Genomic DNA, 25,706 nt, shown 5'->3' on the forward strand with positions numbered 1-25,706 from the left:
AAGAATAATTAAGAGTTAATCGGGTGCAAAAAGATCGTTAGATACAGAAATTTTCTTAGCTACATAATGACTTTTATGAACTCTGACAAGAATAACTTGAGAGTATAATTCGAGTTCGCCGTACTCTGGTTCTACTTGAACGTAGTGGAGTTGACCAAATTCATCACGCACGCGGGCTTGGGCAGAAAATCCAGGTCTGGCATTACCACTGGAAATAGTTGCTAATCGCCCTAAAAGATTATAGTTAGTATGAGTGAGCTTTGGTTTAATCACTTGGTCAAGGCAGTGAATCATGAACACAGTAAAAAAGATTGCGATCACAAGTGCAGGGACGATTAAATAAAATGGGGAAATAAAATAATGCTGAATTGCGAAGAAAGAGAGTTGTAAAAAGTAGCCTGCATAACTGAAATTGATGAGTAAAAAAACGAAAATTAGAGCTTTAGAAAATTTAACATTAAGTAGCGGCGAATTAGAAAGCCAATCGGGTGCAATTTTTTTGAGTAACTGACTTGGACGGAGTCCAATATACATACCAATGGTTTCTACCACGCTGAGCAATATCAAAGCCACTACACTTAAGTGAAATGGCATAAGATAATAATTGAAAAAGAAATTAGCCATGGCAGAAACTCTAATGTTTATAGCTTCAGTCTACGATATAGATACCGCCATCTGAATGTACTTTAAGCTCAACTTTATTTAAAAAATCGCCTAAACATGGTCCAGAAATACATTCACCTGTTTCCACGGTAAATAAAGCACCATGAGTAGAACATTGGATGTATTCTTGATCTTGGTCAAGAAATTGATTTTCTAAATATTCAAGCTCAGTTTGCAAATGTGGGCATAAATTCTGATAAGCATAGAATGCGCCGTCACGTTGCGTAACGAAAATAGTCGTTCCTTGTAAAGTGTCAAAAGCTCTAGCTTCACGCTCAGGAACTTCTTCCGTCATACAGATCCTTTCCATTTCAAGCACATTCCTTCTGAAAATTTTCAAGAAGTTTAGCATAATCATTAATTGCTAAACGTGGGCCAAATTGAGAAACAACTTCACTCGAAATTAAGACAGCTAACTGTGCAGCAGCATTCAAATCTTGATGATGGTTGAGGGCATAAAGGAATGCGCCTGCAAATGCATCGCCTGCACCATTTGTATCAACGGCTTCTACATGACGGCCTGCCACATGGAAATGTTGGGTAGGGTTAGAAACTAAAGTACCTTTAGCACTTTGTGTAATGACTACTGTATGATTTTTAAAACTTAGTTGAGCAAGAGCATCTTCTACAGATGTTGTATTTGTATACATTAAGGCTTCTTGTTCATTACAAAATAGTAAATCTACGCCATCATCCATAAGTTCTTCTAAGCCTTCGCGAGCGTATTGCACCATCGCAGGATCTGAAAGAGATAGGGCAATTTTAACACCATTTGCTTTTGCAATTTCTCTCGCTTGTTTTACAGCTTTACGCGCTGTTTCACTTGTAGAAAGATAACCTTCAATATAAAGCCATTTTGCTGTTTTTAATGGTTCAAAATCAATTTGATCTTGAGAGAGTTCCGCAGTGATACCTAAATAGGTGTGCATTGTGCGTTCAGAGTCAGGGCTAATGAGTACCATGCAAGTACCTGTAACACCTTCACTGATCGATTTTGGGGTAGTCTTAATGCCAGCTTCATTTAGACCTTGCAGATAAATTGAACCCAAATCATCGTTACCAACACGGCAACCATAGAAAGCAGTTCCGCCTAATGCACTAAAAGCCACTGTCGTATTTGCTGCCGAACCGCCACTCGCTTGACCTTTGTAGTCTTGGTGTTGTCTTAACTCTGCATAAAGAGCAGATTGAGTGTCACCATCGGACAACTGCATTGTGCCTTTTTGCAAGCCTTGTTGATTTAAAAAATCATCAGACACTTTAAATTCTTGGTCGATTAATGCATTACCAATTGCAAAAAGATCTACAGTTGCCATATGTGTTGTCACAAATAAAAAAATCAGGTTGCTAAGTTTACACCATTGCTTGGATTTGCTGTAGTTTGTTGAATAAAATTCAGTTAATTCATAGATTAATGGAAAATTATTGTTTAACTAAGCTATTGAAATGCTACTTTTAATAAATATTATCAATTAATAATGATTCTTGCTAATATTTACAAATACAGTGTACTTCATTGAAACTTCGCATGAAATTTTTCGTAGCGAACTTACATGAAGCGTTCTATTTTATTTATTTCATCAGTTGGGGTTATGACGAGCCATGTATATGCCGTCGAGGCAGAGCAACAGGCTGTAACCAATCTTCCAACAATTTCGGTAAAAGCTGAAAAGGAACAAAGCTTAAAACAAGAAGTGGGACAAGCATCAACTGCAACTAAAGGACTTATGCAATTAAAAGATGTTCCTCAAATCGTAAATGTGGTGCCTAAACAAGTTTTAAGAGAACAAACTGTCACTTCAATGCAAGGTGCCTTGCAAAACGTTGCTGGTCTGAGCTTTAGTGTAGGTGACGGGCAACGTGATCAGGTCATGATTCGTGGTTTCTCTGCAATCACAGATAACTATGTAGATGGTATTCGTGACGATGCATTGTATTTTCGAGACATGTCGAATGTTGAGCGTATTGAAGTATTAAAAGGGCCTGCTTCTGTATTATATGGACGTGGTTCTGCGGGTGGATTAGTTAATAAAATTAATAAAAAACCAATGGATGAATCTTTGCGCGAAGTCAGTCTTATTGGCGGCACAACAGGGCAACGCCGTGCAGAAGTCGATGTGAGTGAAAAAGTAGCAGAGAATGTTAAGGTTCGTTTAACTGGCGCAGTTGAAGATTCAGATGGTTATCGTGATCAGGCTTTTTTAAAACGCCAAGCGGTTGCTCCATCTTTACAATGGGATATTTCAGATAAGACGAAGCTTTTAATTCAGGCTGATTATTTGCATGATGACCGTTTAGCAGATCAAGGTTTTCCGACAGATCCAATTACAGGTAAACCAGTTAAAACCAACCCTAAAACTTTTTATGGTGCATTAAACGGTAAAGAGGTTGGTGATGTTGACACTGAAATCTCAAGCCAAACTATTAGCTTAGATCATGAGTTTAATGACAATTTGAAATATCATGGTGCTGTTCGTCACTATAACTATTCATTAGACCGTCAATATAGTGTTGATTCACATCAAAAATTGCCAGCTGATCAAATCCAATTGACTCAAAATAAACGTTTACGTAATGAAGATGGCGTATATGTTCAGCAAGAGTTGAGTGCTTTATTTAATACAGGTTTCTTAAAGCACAGTACTTTAATTGGTGCTGAATTTAGTAAGCAGCATAAAGATGAGATACTTTGGCAAGGTGCTAAAACAATCACTGATTTGTATAACCCTAAATTAGAATATTGGACACCTATTAATACAGGGACAACAGTTGCAAGTAATAATAATAGCAATACCTTTGAAAATTATGGCTTATATGTACAGGACTTAATGACAGTTACAGATCAGCTTAAAGTTTTAATTGGTTTACGTTATGACAACTTGTCGCAAGATCGTGACGATAAAACGAGTAAGAATCTGGATTTAAATCGTACTGATAATACTTATTCACCACGAATAGGGATAGTTTATCAGCCAGTAAACAATATCTCACTTTATACTTCTTATAACCGCTCTTTCCAACCTTTGGCAGATTCATTTGTTTTTTATCAAAATAGTGATGATTTAAGGCCAACAAAAACCGAGAATATTGAGGTCGGTGCGAAGTGGGATGTGAATGATCAATTGAATGTGACATTGGCTTTATTTGAAATGAGCCAAACTAATATTCAAAACCAAGATCCAGCAAACCCAAATCAAGCATTGTTAGCAGGTGAACAAAAAACTAAAGGTGTTGAGTTATCAGTAGCTGGTCAATTAACTAATCAATTATCTGTATTAGCTGGCTATTCTTATATGGATGGTAAGATTGAAAAATCTACTATTGGACTGACAGGCAATCGTTCTGCGCTTACGCCAAATAACACCGCTAACTTATGGTTAAAATATCAAATTAATGATCATTGGTATGCGGCTGTAGGTGGTCGTGCTGAATCATCACGTTTTAGTGCGCCAGATAACAAAAACGTGTTACCAGGTTATGCTGTTGTAAATGCAGCATTAGGTTATCAAAGTGAACGTTACGATGTGAACTTCAACTTAAATAACTTGTTTGATCGTGATTACTTTGTTTCGGGACATAGCGGAGCCAATGATTCAAATATGATGGGCGATCCACTGAATGCTCAAATTGCACTTCGTTATCGCTTTTAAGTAAACGTTTTTCTAAAAGCTCATCAACTTGATGGGCTTTTTTATTTATTGGTTAATATATACATAGAATTAAAAGCTTTTGTTCTGGTAGGATAAAACATTCATGGCTATGTGCTTGATATCAAAGCTGTGCCAATGAAAACTAATACTCAACAAAAACATAGTATTTTACTTGGCTTTTGTTCGCCAATCTCAAGCTGACTCAGGCTATAATGAGACTTATTCACTTATCCGATATGTTAGGAGATCACATGACTGTAGATGTCACTGAAACCATTTCTCAAACTGTTCACCCTGCGTTTCAGTTGCTACGTCAGCACCATGTAGAAGCATTAGATATTTTAGTGTCTGAATATAAGCATAAAGTCACAGGTGCGGTGCATTATCACTTGGCAACTGATTATGATGAAAATGTATTTCTTGTTGCTTTTAGAACACAGCCTATGGACTCTAAAGGCACGGCACATATTTTAGAACATACGGCTTTGTGTGGCTCTGAAAAGTTTCCGGTACGTGATCCATTCTTTTTAATGATTCGTCGTTCTTTAAATACTTTTATGAACGCATTTACAGCAGCAGATTGGACAGCATATCCATTCGCTACTCAAAACAAAAAAGATTTTCAAAACTTACTTTCTGTTTATCTTGATGCGGCATTTGCTGCCAATTTGAATCCACTTGATTTTGCTCAAGAAGGTATTCGTATTGAACTTGAAAATGGTCAACCTGTATATAAAGGTGTTGTTTTTAATGAAATGAAAGGTGCGATGAGTGCGCCGTCTGACCAACTTTATCATCAGTTGGCCCATCATTTATTTCCTGAAACGACTTACCATTACAACTCAGGCGGTGACCCGAAAGATATTCCTGATTTAACGTATGAGCAGTTAGTCGATTTTTATAAAGTACATTACCATCCAAGTAATGCTGTATTCATGACCTTTGGTAATCAAACAGCATATGAACTACAAGAGCAGTTTGAAAAACTAGCTCTACATAAGTTTTCTGCGGGAACAACTCTATATTCTAAGCCCGAAAAACGCTTAGTAGCACCAATTGAAGTAACAGAAAACTATGGTGTTGATAGTGATGATTTAAAAGATAAAACTTATCATGTTCTATCTTGGTTATTACCAGAAGCAAATGACATTAAATTGCGTTTAGGAATGCGTTTAGTTGAAGGGATTTTATTAGAAAATTCAGCTTCGCCACTCCGTCATTACCTGGAAACTTGTGGTTATGCTCAATCTACAGGTCCATTAATGGGCGTAGACGATAGTAATTTTGAAATGACTTTCTACTGTGGTGTTCAAGGTTCAAATCCTGAACATGCGCAAAGCTTTAAAGATGGTGTTCTAAATATTCTGCGTGATGTTGCCGCAAAACCAATTGATAGTAATTTAGTCGATGCAATTTTGCATCAAATCGAGTTACATCAACGTGAAATTAATGGTGATGGTACACCGTATGGTTTAAGTCTAATTTTAAATGGCTTAAGTGGTGCGATTCACCACAATGACCCAATTCAAATCTGGGATGTTGACAGCGCAATTGCACAAGTTAAAGAAGAGTTGAAAGACCCAATGTGGTTATCAAATCTGATTCAAACACATTTGCTCGACAACCCTCATCGCGTACAGATGACTTTAGTTCCAGACCCGACCAAGTCTGTAAAAGAGCAGGAAGCGGAAAAAGCTCGTTTAGCGGCTATTGGTGAAAAGCTAACAGATGCTGATAAGGCTGAAATCATTGCTAAGACTAAGGCTTTAGAGGAACGTCAGGACACTCCTGATAATCTTGAGTTATTGCCAAAAGTAGGTTTGGAAGATGTACCTGCTGACTTGCATATTGTGCAAGGTCAGTTACGCGAAATTATTTGTAATCGTATGGATACGCCGTTGAACTTGTACCATGCGGGTACTAACGGCATTTACTATCAACAAGTACTTATCCAGATCCCTGAAGATATTGTGAAGTCACCTTACTTCAATTTGCTTTCTATTTTGATGGGTGAAGTGGGTGCAGGCGAATATGGCTATCTTGAACTACAAAACTTGCAAACCGCTGTAAGTGGTGGTTTAGGAATGGGCGCTTCTTTACGTAGTAAAGTTGATGATAAAGATAAAATTAGTGCTTGGCTGACTTTAACGACTAAATCGTTGACTCAGAAATTTGATGCAATTCATTTATTAAAATTAGCATTTGAACAGCTTCGATTTGATGAGAAAGAACGAATTATCGAGTTACTGCAACAACGTAAAACACGTTGGCAATCTCGTTTATCTGGTTCAGGTCACAGCTATGCGATGCAGATTGCTTCTCGTAACATGAGTGCTCTGGCTCAACGTGACTATCAAAACACGGGTTTAGGTGCATTGAATTGGTTGGGTGAGCTTGTTACTAAAATTACCCAAGATGATGCCGCTTATGATGAGCTGATTGCAGAATTAAAACGTATTCATAGTAAGTTGTTGCAAGCACCTAAACAGTTCTTACTAGTGTGTGAAGAACATCAATCTGAACGTTTGGTTGAAGAAATCCAGAATGTTTGGGATAAGTTGAATGTTGATACAGCTACAACTGAGTTAACTCAAGTAGAACAAGCTAATGATAATAATCATGAAGCATGGTTAATTCAGGCAAACGTTCAATTCTGTGCGTCTGCATATCAAGCCGTAGAAGTATCACATCCAGATGCGGCTCCATTAATGGTATTGGCAGCTTATTTACGTAACGGATTCTTGCACAGTGCTATCCGTGAAAAAGGTGGTGCTTATGGCGGCGGTGCTAGTTATGATGGAAATGCGTGTTCATTCCGTTTCTTTAGCTACCGTGACCCACGTTTAGCAGAGACGTTTAAAGACTTTGAAGCAAGCGTGCAATGGTTATTAAATACAGAGCAACAACCTCATCAGCTTGAAGAAGCAATTCTTGGTTTAGTGGCAAGTATGGATAAACCAGGCTCTCCAGCGGGTGAAGCGATTACAGCATGTTATGCATTGTTGCATGCGAGAACACCAGCTTTCCGTCGTACTTTGCGCGAAAGATTGTTGCATGTAACATTGGATGATTTAAAACGTGTTGCTCGTCAATATTTAGTAGAGCAAACTCCTGTAAAAGCTGTAGTTGCGCCATTTGCTAAACGTGATGAATTGCAGCAATTAGGTTTTACCATTCAACAAGTTAATTAAAATAAAAATTGGAGATTGAACATGGCGTTCAAACAATTTGAACGCACATCTTTACAGCTAAGCATGGGAATCGTGCTTAGCTGTTTATGTGCGTCTGTAACATATGCTGATACCTTAGCTCCAGCAAACCCTGCCACAGTTGATGCATGTGTTGCTCTTGCTTCGAATGCCGATCGTCTGGCTTGTTACGACTCTGTATTTAAACCAGCAGCTCTTCCTGTTGTGCAAGCCGCTGTAGTACCTGAGCCTGTTAAAAAAATCGATCAGCCTGTTGTTCAACCAGAAACATTTAAAGATAAGGTTGTAGATACAGTTAGTAATATTAAAGTGATTGGTAAAGCACCTACACTTGAACCTACTACTTCTTTGCTAGATCAACGTTGGGAATTATCTGAAAAAAGTAAGCTAGGTGTTTGGAATATTCGTGCTTATCAACCAGTCTATTTACTACCTGTATTTTGGACTAGTGATAAGAATGAATTCCCGAGTAGTCCAAATCCAAATAATACTGTAACGGATGCTCAGAATCTGAAATCAACAGAAAGTAAGTTTCAGATTTCTTTGAAAACCAAAGCTTGGGAAAATATTTTTGGAAATAATGGCGATTTGTGGGTAGGGTATACGCAATCTTCACGTTGGCAGACGTTCAATGCTGAAGAATCTCGCCCATTCCGTGAAACGAACTATGAGCCAGAAGCAAGTTTAATGTTTAGAACGAACTACGAGTTGCTTGGTTTAGATGGGCGTTTGCTTGGAGTTACCTTAAACCATCAGTCAAATGGTCGTTCAGATCCATTATCTCGTAGCTGGAACCGTGTAATTTTTAATGTTGGATTGGAGCGTGGTAATTTTGCTTTAATGCTTCGACCATGGATTCGTCTTGAAGAAGATAGTAAAGATGATAATAATCCGGATATGGAAGATTACATTGGTCGTGGTGATTTAACAGCGTTTTATAAGTGGAAACAGAATGATTTCTCTTTAATGCTGCGTCATTCATTGAAAGGTGGTGATGACTCTCATGGCGCTGTGCAATTTGATTGGGCTTTTCCAATCAGTGGCAAGTTACGCGGACATTTCCAGTTGTTTAACGGTTATGGTGAAAGCCTAATTGATTATAACCATCGAGCAACTTATGCTGGTTTGGGTGTATCGCTCTTGAATTGGTACTAAGACGCTATAAGAAAAGCCGCTTTTAAAGCGGCTTTTTTATTATCCAATTTGAATATTGGCTTGAGGGTGTTTAAGTCGACTCTTTTTCGGAGTAGCGATTAAATAGGCGAGTGTTAAAGGTCCAAGTCGTCCAGCAAACATGAGTAGGCTTAAAATAAATAAACTACCATTATGTAAATCTGGTGTGATTCCACGAGAAAGACCTACTGTACATGCTGCTGAAACAACCTCAAAAAGCAAATTCATAAAATCTGCTTTAGGCTCTAAAAGCAAAAGAATAAAGAAGCCCATGAAAATCAGTATGCTCGTAATAGCAGTTACCGCTAATGCTTTATAGGTGGTTTCGTGAGATACAGAGTGATTAAATATTCTAATTTCATCTGTACGGCGTAAAAATGAAATTACACTAAGTACTAAAATGACAAAGGTGCCAACTTTGATTCCACCCGCTGTACTCAGTGAACCACCACCAATAAACATCAGTAACATCATCAGTAGGGAGCTACTGTTGGTCATTGCACCTGTATCAATGGTATTAAAGCCTGAAGATCGTGGGACTGTTGCTTGAAACCAAGCGTTTAAGGCTTGTTCACCTGAGTTTAACATCCCTAAAGTCGCGGGATTTTGAGCTTCTAAGGCCCATATTAAAATAAAGGCAACGAGGTTGATAATTGCAATAGTGGTAAGAATAAGCTTGCTATTGGGTGTTAGTTTTTTCCATTTTTTGTTTTGTTTAATATCCATGAGCACTAAAAAACCAAGACCACCTAAGGTGTAAAGGATGCTAATGGTTATACAAATAATATAGTTACTCTGGAAATTCATTAAACTATTGGAAAATAATGAAAAACCAGCATTGTTAAATGAGGAAATACTGTAAAAAGCTGCATAATATAAACCGCGTGCAAACCCATAGGTTGGTGCAAAAGCAGCGGTAAGAATAACTGTACCAATCAGCTCAAAAATAAGGGTATAGGTGACAACTCCTTTAGCAACAAAAGTAACTTTTGATAGGCTTGTTTGTCCGAGACTATCTTGAGCCATCATTTGCTGTTTAAGACCAACTTTTGGTGACAAACTTAATGCGGCCAATATCGCAAAAGTCATAAAACCCAAACCGCCAGACTGGATCAGTAATAAAATAATAGTTTGCCCAAAGAGGGTAAAAGATTCATGAATATTTAAAACAGATAGACCGGTAATTGTAACTGCTGAGGTGGCTGTAAAAAGCGCATCCATCCAACTGACATTGCCTGTATTCGCAAATGGCAATTTAAGTAATAAAGTGCCAAAAGTAATAAAGCCTAAAAACCCTAGCGCTAAAAGTGAAGGAGGGCTTAAATTTAAGGTTTTATGAGGCTTGGGATATATGGACATATTCTAGAGTTCGTTTTCTTATAAGAAGCAATTAGAAAGTTTCTTTAACTGTGATAAATGACCTTCTAAAATAAGAATATCATGTGTTTGCAAAGTGAAATTTTCTTCAGTCTCAAACAAAATTTGTTGCTGTCTTTTCACGAGCAATGTTTTGACTTGAGGAGCTTGCTGCATAATGCCATATAAATTGATGCCATTAAGCTTATCTGGGATCTCAATTTTGATAATGTAATGATCATCTTCTAAAGACATATAGCGACTTACCATTGGGTAATTCAGGGCTTGAGCAACTCTTACCCCCATATCTTCTTCAGGATGAATAATCTTATTGATATTAAGGTGTGACAAAATGGTGTGATGAGCTTTGGTTTTTGCCTTTACCCAAATTTTATCAATGCCGAGATTTTTTAAGTTCAGTACACACAAAATACTGGCTTCAATATCTTCACCAATTGCAACAACGACCGCATCACAGTTCTGAATGTTTAATTCATCAAGCACATGTTCGTCAGTAGCATCAGCAATGACGGCATGAGTTAAAACGTCGGCAAGATTTTCGACATTCTTTTTTACCGTATCGATGCCAATAACATCATGATTCAATTTTGTGAGTTCTTGAGCAACTGTTGCTCCAAAACTACCTAAGCCAATGACTGCAAACTGTGCCATGTTGTTCCTTTTTTCCGAGTTAGATCATTATTTTTAAGGATATTTTCTTTAAGATAAAGAGAAGCAATGTAAAGATGCTAGAAATATAAAAGATTGTATAAAAAAGCCGACAACTTTGTCGGCTTGTTCATTAAAACTAAAGATTATTTCAAGAAACGTTTGTAGCCAACATTATCAGTAATTTCTGCATACGGATAATTAATCTGCTCAAGCGTTTCAATCAATCCGTCAGGGTTTTGTTTCGCATCGGTTGCTTGTAAGCCAACTAAAACACGTCCTTCTGCTGCACCATGGTTACGGTAATGGAAGAGGGTAATGTTGTGAGTTGGACCTAAACGAGTTAAGAATGTTAAGAGGGCGCCTGGACGTTCAGGGAACTCAACACGGAACAATCTTTCATCATCTAGATTTGCATGACCACCAATTAAATAACGAATATGTAATTTGGCAACTTCATCGTCAGAAAGGTCATCTACAATATAATCTTGCTGTTTTAATTGTTCCAAAATTTCATGGCGCTCTGCATCTCCACCTTTTAAACTAATACCGACGAATACTTGTGCTTCCTCTGTATTGTTTGCTCGGTAGTTAAACTCAGTGATATTGCGGCCTTGTAAAGCACGGCAGAAGCCTAAGAAAGCACCTTTTTCTTCAGATAGGGTAACCGCATAAATCGCTTCGCGTTGCTCACCTAACTCGGTGCGTTCAGCAATATAACGCAAGCGGTCAAAATTCATATTGGCGCCGCAAACAATCGACACCATATTTTTATTACTGATTTTATGTTCGTGAATATATTTTTTGATACCCGCTAATGCCATTGCTCCAGAAGGTTCAACAATGCTGCGGTTTTCATCAAATGTGTCTTTAATTGCTGCACAGATTTCATCTGTATTTACAGTGACAATATCAGGATCAACAATCGGGCCTGAGTTATCAGATTTGCGCAAACGAATAATATCAAAAGGTAAAGCACCAATTTGGGCAACAGCTGTACCATCTGCAAATAAGCCCACGTGTGGCAAAATGACACGTTCATTTGCTTCTAAAGCTGCTTTTAAACAAGCAGACTCTTCATATTCAACGCCAATAACTTTTACGTGCGGTGCAACTTCACCAAGGTAAGCTGCTACGCCTGAAATAAGACCACCGCCACCTACGGCAACAAACACGTATTCTACATCACGCCATTGACGTAATATTTCATTGGCAATTGTGCCTTGACCTGCAATGACAAGTTCGTCGTCATAAGGTGGAATAAATACAAGACCTTCAACTTCAGCACGTTGTTGAGCATATTTATTTGCGATATCGAAGCTATCGCCATGTAATACGACTTGACCACCTAAGCGTTTAACAGCCTGAACTTTAATGTCAGGTGTTGTGCTTGGCATAACAATAATAGCGGGAATTCCTAATCTTTGTCCTGACAATGCTACGCCTTGAGCATGGTTGCCAGCAGAGGCACAAATCACCCCACGTTCAAGTTGTTCTTTAGGTAATTGACTAATACGGTTATAGGCACCGCGTAATTTAAAAGAAAAAACGGGTTGTAAATCTTCACGCTTAAAACGAATTGTATTGTTTAATTTTTGACTAATTCGTGGAGCTGCTTCGAGAGGTGTTTCAATTGCAACATCATAAACCGTTGCTTGTAAAATTTGTCGTACCACACGAGACAGCATGTTCATCTTCCCTATAACAGTTTAAAATAGGAAATTATTGTAGCAAACCCTTGTGCATTTGCGCCGTTTATTGGCGCATAAATGTCAAAAAATAGTTGAGTGATGTAATGAGCCTATATGCAACCCAAGATGAAAAGAAACAAGCTGCTGCGAAAGCTGCTTTAAAACACTTACCCAAAGGTGGCATTTTGGGTGTTGGGACTGGAAGTACCGTAAATTTTCTAATTGATTTACTCCCAGAATTACAATTAGAAGCAGCTGTGGCAAGTTCTCAAGCAACTGCTGATCGTCTTAAAAAACTTGGTATTGAAGTGGTTGATATGAACCATGTAGGTAGCCTGGATGCTTATGTTGATGGTGCAGATGAGATCGACCGTCATATGCATATGATTAAAGGTGGTGGTGCTGCATTAACACGTGAAAAAATCGTTGCATCAATCGCTAAGAAGTTTGTGTGTATTGTTGATGATTCAAAATGGGTTGATCAACTTGGACGTGATTTCCCATTACCAGTAGAAGTTATTCCAATGGCGCGTTCAGCTGTAGCTCGTAAATTGGTAAGTTTAGGTGGTGATCCGGTTTATCGTGAAGGTGTAGTTACAGATAACGGTAATGTTATTTTGGATGTTTTCAACCTTAATATTTTAAATGCTATTGAGCTGGAAAAAACAATTAACAATATTCCTGGTGTGGTAACTAACGGTATCTTCGCCTTAAATCCGGCAACGATTGCAATTGTTGCAACAAATAATGGTATTGAAGAGCGTACAGCACAGTAATGTCTGCAAAAATGCCAGAGATTAAAATCGTTCGACACGTAAGAGCAAGAAAATTGCGCTTACGTGTTGAGCCTGCTTCAATCCGTCTTACGGTTCCTTTATTCTGTAGTAAGAAGCAAATTCAGCATTTTTTAGCGCAATCTGAACAATGGTTAACCGAAACGTGGAATAAACAACAAAACGTTCAATCGGCATCCATTGATATTCCCTCAGAAATTTATTTTTTTAATAAAGAACAGCCATTTCAAGTCGTTGTTCAAAAGCAGCATCGTGTTTTTCAATTCGACTGGGAAAACAATTCTTTATTTATTAAAGACACACAGCCATATTTGGCATTGCAAAACGCAGTTATTGCCTATGCGAAACAAGAATTACCAGAGCTTTTGAAAGAATTAAGTGAGCACACTCATTTGGCTTATAGGGAGTGTACAATTCGTCGCCCGAAAACTCGATGGGGAAGTTGTAGTAGTCAGCATAATATTATGCTACATGCAGGACTGGTGCTTATGTCACATGAAATTGCTCGCTATGTGGCTATTCATGAGTTGGCGCATACTAAACATTTTGACCATAGTCCTGCATTTTGGGCAGAAGTTGAAAAATACGATCCATATTTTCAAAAACACCGCAGACAACTTAAATCAAATCCATTGCCTGCATGGTGGTATGTTTCAGCTTAATTAAAGGCACATTCTAATTGCGGTGTTTGTAAGCTATCGGGTGCTTTCCGGCTATCTAAACCTGCTTTAGCACTAATAATCTTATTTGCTTTAATAGATAATTGGATAAAGTTGTATTGTTGCGTCGAGTTATTTGGTTCGGCTGAACTTGAATTGAGTAAATAACTTGAGCTGGCAGCATCTGTTTGCAATAAATTATCGGTACTATCAGCACTTAAAGCAGCACGATAAATTTGTGAGCCTTTACTCAAGTCGATTTGACCGTTCGCACGAAAATTAAGCTGACATCCAGTTGAGGTGTCTTCATAGTGACCCACTAAATAGTCTGTAGCTGGTAGGTTTGGATCTGATAGATTGATGCTGGTTAAGCCTTGTTTGCATGGGTAGGTTGATCCATTACACGTCGCTGTGGTGGTAAACCCAACAGCTCTACGGTAATCTCCAGCACCGTCAATGCGAATGAATGTTGTTGAATTTACAGTAGGAACAATTCCTGTATATTGTTTTTTTTGTAGAAGTTCATAACCCGTCTGATCTAAAGACTGTTGTGAATTAGCCTGAGCCAATTGCAAAGTAGATGCTTTTAGGTTGGTTCCAAAGTAATCGCGCGTTACTTTTTGATTAGCTGCAATATCTAACAGCGTATTTTTTAGTGGATCAATATTATCTGGAGCAGGTGTGAAAATAGGAGTGAAGGATGTTTGATCCCCATGAAGTTTTTTCCCATCCAAAAAGCCATCTTTTAAATCAGTTGCTAAACTTTTAACAAGTTCTTGGTAGGTGTTTGCTCCGCCATGAATCGTTGACCAATATTGTAAGTAACCAAAGCTAAGATAACTATCTACATATGTACTAGGTTTAGTAGTTGAGTATCGCAACAAAGTTAAATTCAGAAGGGAATTCGCTGGACTTAAACTTGGAATGTCACCATCTTTAAACGCATTCATTAAGGATTTGTAGACATCTTGAGAAGCTAAATCTACATGTAATTGCTCAATACGGGTTGGGTCAAACGTTTCTTGAGGGAGTTGTCCTGAACGTATGACAGCTCGTTGATAAACTGCTTCACTGCTTGGGCTAATGAATTGAATTCTGCCACTTACACTGTTTGGTGTAATAAATGCATGATAAATACCTGACAAATTTTGGTATTGTGGAGTAATTGGGTCAAACACTTGAGATGAGCTTTGAGTTGTAATTTCTACGCGATATAAACGATTCAATTTTGCAGTAGGAATTTTGACATTAAAGCTATTTAAACTCGCAATTGGAGTATCCACTAAAACAGCGTTGTTGGTGTTGTCATATACCTTAAGTTGAATATTACGCATCTCTACAGGAGTTTTTAAGGTCACATCAGTTGTTGCTTCAGGTGTAGGGTCAACAGGCGTTGGGGTAGTGGGTGAATTGCCTCCACTACTACCTCCACCTCCGCAACCAGTAAGGGCTACACTTAAAATTAATGAGCTTAAGCCAAGGTATGTGCGTAATTTTGTTTCTTTTGATTGTTGAAGCATCCTAGCTCTCCAAAAATTAATCTGGTATTTATTTGCTGATATTTATGTGGTTATGACAGTCCAGTAAGTGCTATCTGATTGTCGCTAAAATTAAAAAAATTAAAATTACCAAGCATGAAATGGTTTTGTAAGCTTGGACATCCTGTCATACTACTGCCCAAGTATAGATTCAAAAATTGAGGTAATGCACGTGATTTCTGTCGGAATTGTTGGTGGAACGGGTTATACAGGCGTTGAACTATTACGTATTTTATTACGACATCCTAAAGCGCAGGTTCGAGTTCTTACTTCACGTACAGAAGCGGGCAAACCAGTTGCAGATATGTTCCCTAATTTACGTGGACATACAGATCTTCAATTTTCAGATTTAAACATTGATGCATTAAAAGAGTGTGATGTTGTATTTTTTGCAACACCACATGGTGTTGCTATGCAACATGCCAAAGATTTAATTGCAGCTGGAACTAAAGTTATTGATTTAGCAGCAGACTTTCGCTTACAAGATCTTGAACAATTTGAAAAATGGTATGGTATGGAGCATGCTTGCCCAGATGTACTAAAAGATTCTGTATATGGTCTAACTGAGTTAAACCGCGAAAAAATTAAACAAGCTCAAGTTATTGGTAACCCTGGTTGCTATCCGACGACTGTTCAATTAGGTTTAGCGCCACTATTAAAATCAGCACAAGCACTGATTGAAACCAAAAATATTATTATTGATGCGAAGTCTGGTGTTTCTGGTGCTGGCCGTAAAGCAAGTTTAGGTATGATTTATAGTGAAAACGCTGATAATTTTAAAGCGTATGGTGTTGCAGGTCATCGTCACCATCCAGAAATTGTAGAAGCCTTAGAAAATATTGCAGGACAAAAGGGTGGATTTGATGGACTCTTATTTGTTCCGCATCTAGTACCTATGATTCGCGGTATGCTGAGTACAATTTATGTAGATTTGACAGAAGCTGGTAAGCAGACAGACTTACAAGCTTTGTATGAAAACTTCTATGCTAATGAAAAATTCGTAGATGTTATGCCTGCAAATAGTTCACCTGAAACACGTAGTGTACGCGGTGCGAATGAACTTCGTATTGCATTATATAAACCACAACCAAATAAACTGATTATTTTGGCGGCTCAAGATAACCTTGTAAAAGGTGCATCTGGTCAGGCTGTACAAAATATGAACCTTATGTTTGGCTTTAATGAAGACGAAGGCTTACAAGGGATTGGTTTATTACCATAAAAAACTCTTTTTTGCTTCACACACATTTAAATTTCGATTTAAATGTGTGTCTTGACTCTGATCTTGAACACTGAGATGACGATGCAAAACTCTGGACAGACGACTTCAGCAGAAAGTTCGTTGCAAAAGAAAAAATTTTTAAACACCAATAAGCCTTTGTTTATTGGTGCTGCTATTTTAATGAGTGGTTGTTTTGCGCTCGGCTATACAATTGGGCACCGTCAAGGTTTAACTGTTGTTGGTTACGATGCAGATGCGGAGCAATTGGTTGAAGTGGTGCAAAAGCAAAAAACAGCTTTAGATGCTGTTAACAAAAGCCTTAATGCAGCGGTGCAAGAGCGTGATGTGGCTGTGACCAATGCAAATGATCTGTTTGAGGCACTTAATCAAGCGAATGCCGATAAGACTCAGCAAGAAGGTATGAGTAATATCTATCGTGAGATTTTGAGACAGCGCGGTGGTTTGAGCTTAACAATCCAAAATCTGGCCATTAAGCCGTTGCCTGAAAATGCTTATGAATATCAACTAGATTTAGTTCAAGTAAGTCCAAGTAAGCGTCGTGCTTTAGGATCGGTTGAAATCAGATTGATCAAAGATACTGAAGTTTTAGTCGTACCGCTTGAAGCGAAGAACTTCAACTTTACTGACTTTGAACGTTTAACAGGTCGCTGGACAATGCCTAAAGGCTTCACGCCTCAATTTATTGAGGTACGTTTAACTGGTGGTTCTGATACACCGATTATTAAACGTTTTAGTTGGCAGCGTGGTAAACCTGTCGAAACATCTTCTGCTTTCGTGGCAGAAATTCCTCAAGCTGAAGCAAATTCACAATAGTAACATCCTATGCGAACAAATAAGCGTCAAACAAACTTAAAAGATATCAAGGCTTCTTTTCAGCAGTCTGGCTATGTCGATTGGCACTTCCACCCACGCTTAAGTGATTCGCAAAACGAAGATCATGATGGAGAGGTTGTTGTACAAACAGCTCCTCCTGAACTCAAGCGTCCCCCATTATATGCAGTCGTATTAATGAATGACGATTACACTCCAATGGACTTTGTAATTGAAATTTTACAACAATACTTTGCAATGAATCTTGACCAAGCAACTCAAGTAATGCTAACAGTACACTATGAAGGTAAAGGTATTGCCGGAGTATATCCAAGAGACATCGCGGAAACTAAGGCAAACCTTGTTAATAATTACGCTCGATCGCAAGGTCATCCATTACTTTGCCAGATTGAGCCTAAAGCATAAGGGGGTTACATGCTCAGTCGTCAATTAGAAGTATCATTACGTTTGGCTGTTAGCATGGCTCGTCAAAAGAGACATGAGTTTCTTACAGTTGAACATTTATTATTAGCATTACTCGACAACGATTCAGCCGTGAATGCATTAAAAGCATGCGGGGCTGATATAGTTTCTTTGCGTAAAGAATTAGAAGAATATGTAGAACAACATACTCCTAAGCTTGGCGAAAATAGCGAGCAAGCTCCTCATCCAACAGAAAGTTTTGACCGCATTTTGCAACGTGCTATTTTCCACGTGCAATCAAGTGGCGGCGATCGTACTGTTGAAGGTGCAGATGTTTTGGTCGCAATGTATTCAGAGCGTGATTCTTTTGCTGTGTATTTACTTAAACGTCATCAAATCAATCGTTTGACATTGACTCAATACTTGTCTCATGGGACACGTAAAGACGAAGTACAGGTTGAAGAAGAAGTTGAAGATATTGAAGGTGAAACTAGCGCAAGCAATGCAGGGCCACTTGAGCTTTATACGCTGAATCTAAATATTGAAGCGCAAAAAGGCAAAACTGACCCACTGATTGGTCGTGAAAAAGAAATTGAGCGTACAGCACAAATTCTGTGCCGCCGTCGCAAAAACAATCCATTGCTTGTAGGTGATCCGGGTGTGGGTAAAACCTCGATTGCCGAGGGTTTAGCATGGTTAATTGTGAATGGTAAAGCACCTAAACCTTTAAGTCAGGCTGAAATTTATAGTCTGGACATTGGTGCATTAGTTGCTGGAACGAAATATCGCGGTGACTTTGAAAAACGTTTAAAACAACTGCTTAATGCATTGAAGAAAAATCCAAATGCGATTTTATTCATTGATGAGATTCATATGATCATTGGTGCAGGCTCAAGTATGGGCAGCACAATGGATGCTTCAAATCTTATTAAGCCAGCTTTAGCTAATGGTACTTTACGTTGTATTGGTTCAACGACTTTCCAAGAATATCGTCAGGTTTTTGAAAAAGACCATGCGTTATCACGTCGTTTCCAAAAAATTGATGTTAATGAGCCAAGTATTTCGGAAACGATTGATATTTTACGTGGATTGAAAACTAAGTTTGAAGATTTCCACCACGTACAATATGACGATAAGGCTTTGGTATCAGCTGTAGAGCTTTCTGCTAAGTTCATTAATGATCGTTTCTTGCCAGATAAGGCAATTGATGTCATCGATGAAGCAGGTGCTCAACGCCGTTTGAAAGCTGAAAGTGATGATAGCTTGATTACTGTAGAGAATATCGAAGATATCGTTTCTAAGATTGCTCGTATTCCACCAAAAACTGTGTCTAAAGATGATAAGTCAGTGCTTGAAAATCTTGAGCGTGATTTAAAACGTGTGGTGTTTGGTCAAGATGAAGCAATTACTGCATTAGGCTCAGCGATCAAATTATCTCGTGCTGGATTGAAGTCACCAGATAAACCAGTGGGTAGTTTTGTTTTTGCTGGTCCAACAGGTGTAGGTAAAACTGAGGTTACTAAGCAACTCGCTAAATTATTGGGTGTAGAGCTTGTACGTTTCGATATGTCTGAATATATGGAACGTCATGCAGTTTCACGCTTAATTGGAGCACCTCCAGGGTATGTGGGTTATGACCAAGGTGGTTTGCTTACTGATGCGATTCACAAAAATCCGCATTGTGTCTTGTTGCTTGATGAAATTGAGAAAGCACATCCAGATGTGTTTAATCTATTGCTACAAATCATGGATCATGGTGCTTTAACGGATAACAATGGACGTAAGTCAGATTTTAGAAATGTGATTATTGTTCTGACTACGAATATTGGAGCAGAAAGTATTTCTCGCGCGAGCATTGGTTTCACGGAACAAGATCATAGTTCTGATAACCAAGAAGCGATGAAACGTGCTTTCTCTCCAGAGTTCCGTAACCGTCTAGATGGTGTTATTCAATTCAAAGCATTGCCAACAACTGTGATTGAGTCTGTAGTCGACAAATTCTTGACAGAATTACAAGCGCAATTGGATGAAAAACAAGTTGTTCTTGATGTTGATCAAAGTGCACGAGATTGGTTAGCTACAAATGGTTATGACCGTTTGATGGGTGCTCGTCCAATGCAACGTCTCATTCAAGAACACTTGAAGAAACCACTCGCTGAAATGATTCTGTTTGGTGAACTTGCAGATCATGGTGGTAACGTGGCTGTATCGGTGAAAAAAGAAGATGGCAAAGCTGTCGGCTTAAAACTTGAAGTGTTTGAAGATCATCATACGGCAGAACCAGCATAACTTATGTTAATTGATAGTCTTGCTATAACCCGAATACTCAGTGTATTCGGGTTATTTATTATCACAGCAATTGCTGAAATTCTTGGTTGTTATTTTCCTTATCTGATTTTAAAAGAGGGCAAGTCGGCTTGGCTGTGGCTACCTACGGTCTTAAGTCTGGCTATCTTTGTATGGTTGTTAACTTTACATCCAGCAGCTTCTGGGCGCATTTATGCGGCCTATGGTGGTATTTATATTTTTACTGCGCTTATGTGGCTACGCTTTGTTGATCAGGTGGGATTAACAAGATGGGATATATTAGGTGGTCTAATTGTGCTTTGTGGAGCTAGTTTAATTATTTTGCAACCTCAAGGGTTGATTCGTTAATGCCTCATTGAATCAAATCTTAAGCGAGAAAATAAGAAGTTTTTTTCAAAAAAAAGACTTGTCAAACTCATCAACAATGCGTATTTTAGATTTAAGGAACATTTTTTAATATTTGAGATAAAGATGTTAAATCAATCTGTGAACACTAACGCTTATTATTACTTTTGGCAATTTAGATAGTTGCCTGAGCGTATTCGGGCATGAGAAAGTTGCCCATCACAGTTAATACCTGATCGGCAACCCCGATCAGGTTTTTTTATGCTTTATCTTTTTAGAATCGAGGAACTTAAAATGAACAACATGACTTATTCGTACTTTAGCAACTTTTATTGGTTTTACTTTTGCTTACCTTTACCAACGAATAGATCCAAAACGCTCAAATAAATGATCGGACTGAGTAGATTGCAGTCCCAAGGAAAAAACCAATGAATGCCCTAAATACTTTACTGACTCAAACCAATACAAAAGAAACACCAGTTAGTTTACCTATCCAGTTAAAAGCGAAATACCTGCTTGCACACTCTTTCGCACGTCAAATTGCCGAACACCGCCAAATTATTCAAAATATTCTTAACGGCAACGATCATCGTCTAATGGTAATTACAGGGCCTTGTTCAATTCATGATCCAGTTGCAGTACTTGAATACGCTGAAAAACTGCAAAAATTACAAGAAAAAGTTAAAGATCAGATTTTTATCGTGATGCGTACATACATTGAAAAACCACGTACCACAGTTGGTTGGAAAGGGTTCATGTATGATCCAAATTTAGATGGTTCATCAAATTTACAACTTGGTTTAGAAAAATCTCGTGAACTCTACCTACAGATTATTGAAAAGGGTTTGCCAATTGCGAGTGAAATTTTAAGTCCAATGGCAACTGGCTATTTTGATGATTTATTGGCTTGGGGTGCAATTGGAGCTCGCACAAGCGAATCTCAGATTCACCGTGAAATCTCAAGTCATATGCCATACAGTATTGGTTTCAAGAATGGTACTGATGGTTCTATTCAGATTGCACTAGATGCGATTCAATCCGCGCAAAATGAGCATCAATTTTTAGGAATGAATCAACAAGGCTTGCCTTCAGTGATTCAGAGTGCTGGAAATCCATTACCTCACTTGATCTTGCGTGGTGCGAATCATGGGCCAAATTACGATTTGGCTTCAATTCAGGCGATACGCGAAAAGTACAAACAAAATTTACCTGCACTGGTGATTGATTGTAGTCATGGTAACAGCGGTAAGGATCCATTGCGTCAGCCAGAAGTTTTACAGCAAATCGTTGCTGAACGTTTAAAAACACAAGTTCGAGGTGTCATGATTGAAAGTCATTTGGTTGATGGTAACCAAAAGATTTCTTGTGATATGACTTATGGCCAGTCAGTAACTGATGGTTGTTTAGGGTGGGAAAAAACAGAGCAGCTTTTATTAAATGTCTCGAAGCAATTAAAGACAAAAGAATTAGCTCATTCCGCTTAATTATTTATGGACTTTAAAAAGGGATCTGTAAATAGATCCCTTTGTTTTTTTAAGAAGCATGCTTGAGTTCGGATAAGAATGTAGTGATTTCATGACCAAACTTTTTAGGCTCGGTTAATAAAGGTGTATGGCCTGAACGTTCAAAATATATTGCTTTTGCATGCTCAACGCTATGTGCAATTAGTGTCTGACCAGTTTCTGGATAAAGTGTCGAATTACGACCAATAAAGAAAGTGGTAGGACATGCTAACTGCTGAATTGCTTCTCGATAATCTTCATTATGATAAAGATAGTTTTCAACATACCAAAACAAATAATCTAAACGTTGAATAGGTAATAAATATTTTTGTAGAAAAGGCTGTTTTAAAGCTGTTTTAAAAACTAGTGGACTAAATGGATTGCTACTTTGTAACTCAATAAAATCTACCCATAGACGGACTAGTTCTTGTCGATCTGGAAGTGATAGCTCATAAAGGTATTTGGCATTTTTATGCTTTAGCAATAATTGATAAATATCATTTAATAATTGTTTGAACTGAGTGTGAAGAGGGCCGAATAAACCATATTCCCAAGTTGAATCTACTGATATTTTGGGTGTCTGATCAATATGTAAATAGGCTTTTAACTGCTGTGCCAGTTGAGCGTGTTTCATGCCATGCATGGCAGTTGTCGCGCCCATTGAATAACCCATCAAGATAAAGTTATCGAGTTTTAATTGATCTATCAAATGAGCAACATCTTGCCAATGACTAGAAATGGCATCTTGCTCGGGAATTGCACAATTTTTTGACCCACCGAAACCACGCCAGTCTGGAATAATAAACTCATATTCTTTACGGTTTGCATAAATAAACGGTAGCCACTGCCAACTTTGCATGCCAAGGCCAGATAAAACCAAAACAGGCTCACCACGACCAACACGGCGTACAAATAAATTTTCCTGATCGGGCATGGTGTAATACGGCATGGCTATTCTCCAGATGGGTTATCTTGGGCAAAGCGTTTTAATTGAGGGATGACTTGTTCCAACCATTTGATCCATTCACTTTCCATCGTAATTCCAAGTTCTAAGATCATTTTGTGGATGTATAACACACGGTCATTTAGATCATCACTGTCTTTAAAATCTTTATCATAAATACTTTGATAAAGTTTGAGCTTCTCTTGATGTAAACCAAGATGCCTTAACAGTTCAGGTAATATCTGATTATTGCTCAATTGTGCTTCTGCACGCAATCTAACCATTAAATCATCACGAAGCTGCGCAGGTTCACTTTGTTGAGTCATCCATGAGGCTAGTTCTATACGACCCAGTTGTTCGACCTGATAGGTTTTTTTACGGCCATTATCCATTTCATTTTCTAAAGTGGAAACCCAGCCTTTTTTAAGCATGTTATTGAGTTCACGATAAATTTGCTGGTGAGTGGCATTCCAGAAAAAGCCCATTGAGCGGTCAAAGCGACGGGCAAGTTCAAACCCCGTACTTGGACGTTCAAGCAAGCTGGTCAATAAAACATGAGGAAGTGACATGGCAATCCAGTTTGTAAGCAAAAGTAAAGTGTGACTCATGAGATTATGCAACATGTTGCATAAAAGTCAAAATTTGATTATAAATTTATGCAACAAGTTGCATTAGCAAGCTTATTGCTAGCCATAGGAGAAAATATGTCAGCTTATCCACATTTATTAAAGCCACTTGATTTAGGCTTTACTACTTTAAAAAATCGTGTGCTTATGGGGTCGATGCACATTGGATTAGAAGAAGCACCGCAAGGATATGAGCGCATGGCTGCGTTTTATGCTGAGCGTGCGAAAGGTGATGTGGGATTAATTGTAACTGGCGGTGTTTCTCCAAATGATGATGGTGTTGTATTTAGCCACGGCACCAAACTAGATACAGTTGAAGAAGCTGAAAAACATAAAGTGATTACCCAAGCTGTCCATGAAGCTGGGGGTAAAATTGCTATGCAGATTTTACATACGGGTCGTTATTCTTATCAGGCAAATAACGTTGCACCTTCAGCAATTCAAGCACCGATTAATCCGATTAAGCCTAAAGCTTTAAGTTCTGCCGAAGTACAACAAACCATTGATGACTTTGCTAACTGCGCCAAACTTGCTCAGTATGCGGGCTATGATGGCGTAGAAATCATGGGCTCTGAAGGTTATTTAATTAATGAATTTATTGCAGCTCGAACGAATCATCGTGATGATGAATGGGGTGGTAGTTACGAAAATCGTATCCGCTTTCCAATTGAAATTGTAAAGCGCACGCGTGCTTTAGTTGGTGAAAATTTTATCATTATTTATCGTTTATCTATGCTTGATTTAGTTGAAGGCGGTTCAAGTTTTGATGAAGTGATTCAGCTTGCAAAAGAAATTGAAAAAGCAGGCGCAACAATTATCAATACAGGTATTGGCTGGCATGAGGCACGTATTCCTACAATTGCAACCAAAGTTCCTCGTGCTGCGTTTACATGGGTTACTGAAAAACTTAAAGGTGAAGTGTCTATTCCCTTAGTTACTTCTAACCGAATTAATACGCCTGAAATGGCTGAACATGTATTGGCATCTGGTCATGCTGATATGGTGTCTATGGCACGACCAATGTTGGCAGATGCTGAGTTTGTCTTGAAAGCAAGTGAAGGCCGCAGTGATGAAATTAATACGTGTATTGGGTGCAACCAAGCTTGTTTAGATCATATTTTCTCAATGAAAATTGCAACTTGTTTAGTAAACCCGCGCGCATGTTATGAAACTGAACTGATCTTTAAAGAAGCTCGGGTTAAAAAGAGTATCGCTGTTATTGGCGCAGGTCCGGCAGGTTTAAGTTTTGCGGTATATGCAGCTGATCGCGGACATCAAGTTAAAATTTTTGAAGCAAGTCATCAAATTGGTGGTCAGTTTAATATTGCAAAAACAGTTCCTGGAAAAGAAGAGTTCTACGAAACTTTACGCTACTTTAGTCGTCAAATTGAATTGCGACCAAACATTGAACTTGTGTTAAACCATCAAGCAACTTACGAAGAATTAAGCCAAGCAAATTTTGATGAAATTGTGGTTGCAACAGGTGTAACACCTCGTCAATTACAGTTTGAGGGAATTGATCATCCTAAAGTGCTGAGCTATTTGCAGGTTTTAAAAGAGCGTGTACCAGTAGGACAACGTGTTGCCATTATTGGAGCAGGTGGTATTGGCTTCGATACAGCTGAATATCTTACTCATGAAGGTGAAAGTGGCAGTTTAAATCCAGAAAAGTTCTATGAAGAATGGGGAATCGATACTCAATATGAACATGTAGGTGGTTTAAAACAACCAAAAGTTGAGGCATCTGAACGAGAAATTTATTTACTGCAACGTAAAACTGCTGCTGTAGGCGCTGGTTTAGGGAAAACAACAGGCTGGATTCATCGTACAGGACTAAAAAATCGTCAGGTCAAAATGTTTGCTGGTGTGCAATACGACAAGGTAGACGATCAAGGCTTACATATAACTATAGATGGAAAACCAAGTGTACTTGAGGTTGACCATGTGGTGATTTGCGCAGGCCAAGAGTCATTTACTGCAATGTATGATCAATTAAAAACAGATGGAAAAAATGTTCATTTAATTGGTGGCGCTAAAGAGGCGGGTGAACTGGATGCAAAACGTGCAATACGCCAAGGTGCTGAATTAGCAGCGACACTATAAAT

At 38.4% G+C, this 25,706-nt stretch carries 21 protein-coding genes; 12 read left to right on the forward strand and 9 right to left on the reverse strand.

Features of this window, described 5'->3' with window-relative positions:
• Positions 1 to 15 precede the first annotated feature (15 nt).
• The 3 genes from AW165_RS15210 to AW165_RS15220 are packed head-to-tail and all read right to left on the reverse strand — an operon-like array spanning position 16 to position 1,979.
• Positions 16 to 624, reverse strand: coding sequence for an OB-fold-containig protein (locus AW165_RS15210; RefSeq protein ID WP_060466310.1), 609 nt, complete (start codon positions 622 to 624; stop codon positions 16 to 18).
• 25 nt (positions 625 to 649) lie between these two features.
• Positions 650 to 958: a Rieske (2Fe-2S) protein gene (locus AW165_RS15215; RefSeq protein ID WP_003652095.1), complete on the reverse strand. Its 309-nt coding sequence runs from the start codon at positions 956 to 958 to the stop codon at positions 650 to 652.
• A gap of 16 nt (positions 959 to 974) precedes the next feature.
• Complete coding sequence (locus AW165_RS15220; RefSeq protein WP_060466311.1) at positions 975 to 1,979, reverse strand: adenosine kinase; 1,005 nt, start codon at positions 1,977 to 1,979, stop codon at positions 975 to 977.
• Between the two features lie 237 nt (positions 1,980 to 2,216).
• Here AW165_RS15220 and AW165_RS15225 point away from each other — a divergent pair, with 237 nt between their 5' ends.
• The 3 genes from AW165_RS15225 (at position 2,217) to AW165_RS15235 (ending at position 8,677) form a co-directional block, all read left to right on the forward strand.
• Complete coding sequence (locus tag AW165_RS15225; protein ID WP_060466312.1) at positions 2,217 to 4,313, forward strand: TonB-dependent receptor; 2,097 nt, start codon at positions 2,217 to 2,219, stop codon at positions 4,311 to 4,313.
• A gap of 251 nt (positions 4,314 to 4,564) precedes the next feature.
• Positions 4,565 to 7,504, forward strand: a complete 2,940-nt coding sequence (locus AW165_RS15230; RefSeq protein WP_060466313.1) for an insulinase family protein — start codon at positions 4,565 to 4,567, stop codon at positions 7,502 to 7,504.
• Positions 7,505 to 7,525: 21 nt separating this feature from the next.
• Positions 7,526 to 8,677 carry a phospholipase A gene (locus AW165_RS15235; protein WP_060466314.1) on the forward strand — a complete coding sequence of 384 codons (1,152 nt, stop codon included), beginning with the start codon at positions 7,526 to 7,528 and terminating at the stop codon, positions 8,675 to 8,677.
• A 39-nt stretch (positions 8,678 to 8,716) separates the two neighbouring features.
• Here AW165_RS15235 and AW165_RS15240 read toward each other — a convergent pair whose 3' ends face one another.
• The 3 genes from AW165_RS15240 to ilvA form a co-directional block, all read right to left on the reverse strand.
• Positions 8,717 to 10,054, reverse strand: coding sequence for a TrkH family potassium uptake protein (locus tag AW165_RS15240; RefSeq protein ID WP_060466315.1), 1,338 nt, complete (start codon positions 10,052 to 10,054; stop codon positions 8,717 to 8,719).
• An 18-nt stretch (positions 10,055 to 10,072) separates the two neighbouring features.
• The gene (locus tag AW165_RS15245; RefSeq protein ID WP_005069007.1) at positions 10,073 to 10,723 is read right to left on the reverse strand and encodes a potassium channel family protein; all 651 of its coding nucleotides are present in this window, start codon (positions 10,721 to 10,723) and stop codon (positions 10,073 to 10,075) included.
• Between the two features lie 143 nt (positions 10,724 to 10,866).
• On the reverse strand, positions 10,867 to 12,414 hold the full coding sequence (gene ilvA / locus AW165_RS15250; protein WP_014206951.1) for a threonine ammonia-lyase, biosynthetic: 1,548 nt from the start codon (positions 12,412 to 12,414) through the stop codon (positions 10,867 to 10,869).
• Between the two features lie 101 nt (positions 12,415 to 12,515).
• On the opposite strand from ilvA, the gene rpiA reads away from it, so the two are divergent.
• Positions 12,516 to 13,187 carry a ribose-5-phosphate isomerase RpiA gene (rpiA, locus tag AW165_RS15255; protein ID WP_002046900.1) on the forward strand — a complete coding sequence of 224 codons (672 nt, stop codon included), beginning with the start codon at positions 12,516 to 12,518 and terminating at the stop codon, positions 13,185 to 13,187.
• Positions 13,187 to 13,867 carry a SprT family zinc-dependent metalloprotease gene (locus AW165_RS15260; protein WP_002120938.1) on the forward strand — a complete coding sequence of 227 codons (681 nt, stop codon included), beginning with the start codon at positions 13,187 to 13,189 and terminating at the stop codon, positions 13,865 to 13,867. The genes rpiA and AW165_RS15260 overlap by 1 nt, the downstream gene beginning before the upstream one ends.
• On the opposite strand, the gene AW165_RS15265 is transcribed toward AW165_RS15260, so the two are convergent.
• Positions 13,864 to 15,384, reverse strand: a complete 1,521-nt coding sequence (locus AW165_RS15265; protein ID WP_060466316.1) for a hypothetical protein — start codon at positions 15,382 to 15,384, stop codon at positions 13,864 to 13,866. The two genes, AW165_RS15260 and AW165_RS15265, sit on opposite strands and share 4 nt — an antisense overlap.
• A 184-nt stretch (positions 15,385 to 15,568) precedes the next feature.
• Between AW165_RS15265 and argC the strand changes: the two genes are divergently transcribed.
• From argC to AW165_RS15295, 6 genes are all read left to right on the forward strand, one after another.
• Positions 15,569 to 16,624, forward strand: a complete 1,056-nt coding sequence (argC, locus tag AW165_RS15270) for an N-acetyl-gamma-glutamyl-phosphate reductase (protein WP_016805956.1) — start codon at positions 15,569 to 15,571, stop codon at positions 16,622 to 16,624.
• A 75-nt stretch (positions 16,625 to 16,699) separates the two neighbouring features.
• Positions 16,700 to 17,458 carry a DUF6776 family protein gene (locus AW165_RS15275; protein ID WP_014206946.1) on the forward strand — a complete coding sequence of 253 codons (759 nt, stop codon included), beginning with the start codon at positions 16,700 to 16,702 and terminating at the stop codon, positions 17,456 to 17,458.
• 9 nt (positions 17,459 to 17,467) lie between these two features.
• The gene (gene clpS / locus AW165_RS15280) at positions 17,468 to 17,881 is read left to right on the forward strand and encodes an ATP-dependent Clp protease adapter ClpS (protein ID WP_002121129.1); all 414 of its coding nucleotides are present in this window, start codon (positions 17,468 to 17,470) and stop codon (positions 17,879 to 17,881) included.
• A gap of 9 nt (positions 17,882 to 17,890) precedes the next feature.
• A complete protein-coding gene (gene clpA / locus AW165_RS15285; RefSeq protein WP_060466317.1) occupies positions 17,891 to 20,167 on the forward strand; it encodes an ATP-dependent Clp protease ATP-binding subunit ClpA in 2,277 nt (758 codons plus the stop codon).
• A gap of 3 nt (positions 20,168 to 20,170) precedes the next feature.
• Positions 20,171 to 20,533: a YnfA family protein gene (locus AW165_RS15290; RefSeq protein WP_060466318.1), complete on the forward strand. Its 363-nt coding sequence runs from the start codon at positions 20,171 to 20,173 to the stop codon at positions 20,531 to 20,533.
• Positions 20,534 to 20,958: 425 nt separating this feature from the next.
• Positions 20,959 to 22,014 carry a 3-deoxy-7-phosphoheptulonate synthase gene (locus AW165_RS15295; protein ID WP_060466319.1) on the forward strand — a complete coding sequence of 352 codons (1,056 nt, stop codon included), beginning with the start codon at positions 20,959 to 20,961 and terminating at the stop codon, positions 22,012 to 22,014.
• 49 nt (positions 22,015 to 22,063) lie between these two features.
• Here AW165_RS15295 and AW165_RS15300 read toward each other — a convergent pair whose 3' ends face one another.
• Both AW165_RS15300 and AW165_RS15305 read right to left on the reverse strand, forming a co-directional pair.
• A complete protein-coding gene (locus AW165_RS15300; RefSeq protein WP_060466320.1) occupies positions 22,064 to 22,981 on the reverse strand; it encodes an alpha/beta fold hydrolase in 918 nt (305 codons plus the stop codon).
• A 2-nt stretch (positions 22,982 to 22,983) separates the two neighbouring features.
• A complete protein-coding gene (locus tag AW165_RS15305) occupies positions 22,984 to 23,544 on the reverse strand; it encodes a PadR family transcriptional regulator (RefSeq protein ID WP_005069032.1) in 561 nt (186 codons plus the stop codon).
• Between the two features lie 135 nt (positions 23,545 to 23,679).
• Here AW165_RS15305 and AW165_RS15310 point away from each other — a divergent pair, with 135 nt between their 5' ends.
• The gene (locus AW165_RS15310) at positions 23,680 to 25,704 is read left to right on the forward strand and encodes an NADPH-dependent 2,4-dienoyl-CoA reductase (protein WP_060466330.1); all 2,025 of its coding nucleotides are present in this window, start codon (positions 23,680 to 23,682) and stop codon (positions 25,702 to 25,704) included.
• Positions 25,705 to 25,706 lie beyond the last annotated feature (2 nt).

Origin of the sequence: Acinetobacter sp. LMB-5, from assembly GCF_001541635.1 — a bacterium.
GTDB lineage: Bacteria > Pseudomonadota > Gammaproteobacteria > Pseudomonadales > Moraxellaceae > Acinetobacter > Acinetobacter pittii.